This window comes from Ferroplasma sp. Type II, from assembly GCF_000496155.1.
Map to the genome: position 1 here is coordinate 1 of NZ_KI542713.1, position 2084 is coordinate 2084.

Below are 2084 nucleotides of genomic sequence, written 5' to 3' on the forward strand. Positions count from 1 at the left end.
ACACTTTCTCTGCTGTATACGCTGCTGGTGGTGGAGGAACCCTTGCAACAGAAATGTCGAAACTTCCTCCAACAGAAGCAATATTTGGGGCACTTCTGGGTATAAACCCGGCTAAAGTGATATTAGGGCTTTTGCCTGCTTCTGCTATATCTTCAATACCACATAGTGCAATAGTCACAATGACTGCCAGGACATGGTTCCCCACAATCTTTGCCCCGGCTTTCATGAAATCCCTTCATATTGTATTCTATGCGGGAGCTGCAATAGTATTTGTGGGTGCAATAATATCCATATTCCGTGAGCCTTTGAAAAAATCAAGGGCAGAGAAAGTGGATAAACCATCTACCATTGACAACTCCGAATTGTCGGATAAGGCAGTAAAAATGAAAAGATGATAACATGGACAAAACATTAACTATATGGTCGTTGCTGGATAGTATACTGAGTGAATACGGGGCCAGAATAAAAGATAGTCTTTCGGATCTATCACTAAGCCTGACGGATTCAAAAATACTGCGCCTTGTCAGTTCCGAACCGAAGAATATGAAGTATCTTGCAGACACGCTTTCACTTGCAAAAGGTTGGGTCACAGATATTACTGATGGCCTTGAAAGCAAGAATCTGGTAAAACGTGTGCACAGCAGCCAGGACAGGCGTGTAATCAATATTGAAATAACGGAGGAAGGTCTAAAAACTTATCATAAAATAGAGGAAATTATAAAGGGAATTATCCACGATTCAATTTCATCACTCCCAGAGGATGATATAAACCAATTGGCAATCATACTGGAAAAAATAAATGTGAAACTGAAAGATCATTCATAGGATATTAATGGCTTGATAAAATTTTTCTTTCCAGAGCTGAACAGATCGCCAATGTCATTAATACTTATTGTATGGTCTTCCATTCCAGCATAATCTATTAGCCCCGAACTTATCATATTAATAGCCTTTCTCATTGTGTATGGATTGATAAAATCCCCAAATATTGATATTTCCTTACTGTATATTCTATTGGAATCAATACTTACATTTTCTCCCGGAGGATAGACTGAAAATGCAAAGATCTTTCCAGAGGGTGAAACCATATCGATAGTTTTTGAAAGTATGCTGTTATCTCCGGTGGCTTCAACCACAAGATCAGACTTTCCGATTATCTGGCTTTTCATTAAATCATCTATGTTTGTGTATATCATATCTGCACCGTATTTCTTTGCTAACTTATTTCTTACTGGATTTCTACCCATGACATATATAGGGTAATACCCCATACCCTTCAAGATCTGTAAAAACGTTAGGCCAATGAAGCCTGTCCCCAGGATTACAGCAGAACCGCCCAGATGAATGTAGGTGGTTTCGAAGGCGTGTACTATACAGGCCACAGGCTCAGTCATTGCAGCCGCTTCAAAGCTCATATTGCTGGGAATTTTATAAACTACCTTTTCAGGTACAGTAACATATTCTCCAAAACCACCTGGATAATTAATTCCCACGCTTCTCATGTTTTCACAAAAATTTTCCTTTCCTTCCTTGCAATACTCGCAATGCCCGCATGTAATATTGGGATCTACCACAACATGGTCTCCTCGTTTAAATGAAGTAATGTTTTTCCCAGTTTTGCTGACAATCCCGCTCATTTCATGTCCAGGAATTACTGGATATTTAACCGCAAGATGCTTTCCATGATATGCGTGGAAATCAGTTCCGCATATACCACAGGCCACAGTCCTTATCTGTATCTCTTCCTCACCGGGTTCCTTAGCCTTCATGTCTATTAACTCAAGCTTTTCTGGTTCCCTTAAAATAAAAGCTCTCATTATTTTTAATTGTATAATACATATTATAATTTTTGCCGAAATTCCCAGAAAAATGCCTAACTCTAAATCCATTCAAGTTGACCAGGTTGTTTTCAAAATCTTATGAAAATTATATATTACTGCCAAGGAAGAGCAAACAGAACAATTTATGCAGTAAGCTAATAATTGCTGTAAGTTTTAAACAATATGAATACAGATATTATATATCATCTCGCTTGCAACACATAAAAGTACTGCATGAAAACCCATGGCATATTAACAATATCT

2 protein-coding genes and 1 pseudogene are annotated in these 2084 nt (G+C 38.1%); 2 read left to right on the forward strand and 1 reads right to left on the reverse strand.

What is annotated here, in order from left to right:
* Positions 1–395: pseudogene (locus tag AMDU4_RS05845) on the forward strand (MFS transporter); the annotation flags it as partial.
* Positions 396–399: 4 nt separating this feature from the next.
* On the forward strand, positions 400–825 hold the full coding sequence (locus tag AMDU4_RS05850) for a MarR family winged helix-turn-helix transcriptional regulator (RefSeq protein WP_021787061.1): 426 nt from the start codon (positions 400–402) through the stop codon (positions 823–825).
* On the opposite strand, the gene AMDU4_RS05855 is transcribed toward AMDU4_RS05850, so the two are convergent.
* On the reverse strand, positions 816–1817 hold the full coding sequence (locus tag AMDU4_RS05855; RefSeq protein ID WP_290704344.1) for an alcohol dehydrogenase catalytic domain-containing protein: 1002 nt from the start codon (positions 1815–1817) through the stop codon (positions 816–818). The genes AMDU4_RS05850 and AMDU4_RS05855 overlap by 10 nt on opposite strands.
* Between the last annotated feature and the right edge of the window lie 267 nt (positions 1818–2084).

Coding starts and splice junctions, on each gene's coding strand:
- AMDU4_RS05850 (WP_021787061.1), top strand. CDS start 400: ATGGACAAAACATTAACTATATGGTCGTTGCTGGATAGTATACTGAGT.
- AMDU4_RS05855 (WP_290704344.1), bottom strand. CDS start 1,817: ATGAGAGCTTTTATTTTAAGGGAACCAGAAAAGCTTGAGTTAATAGAC.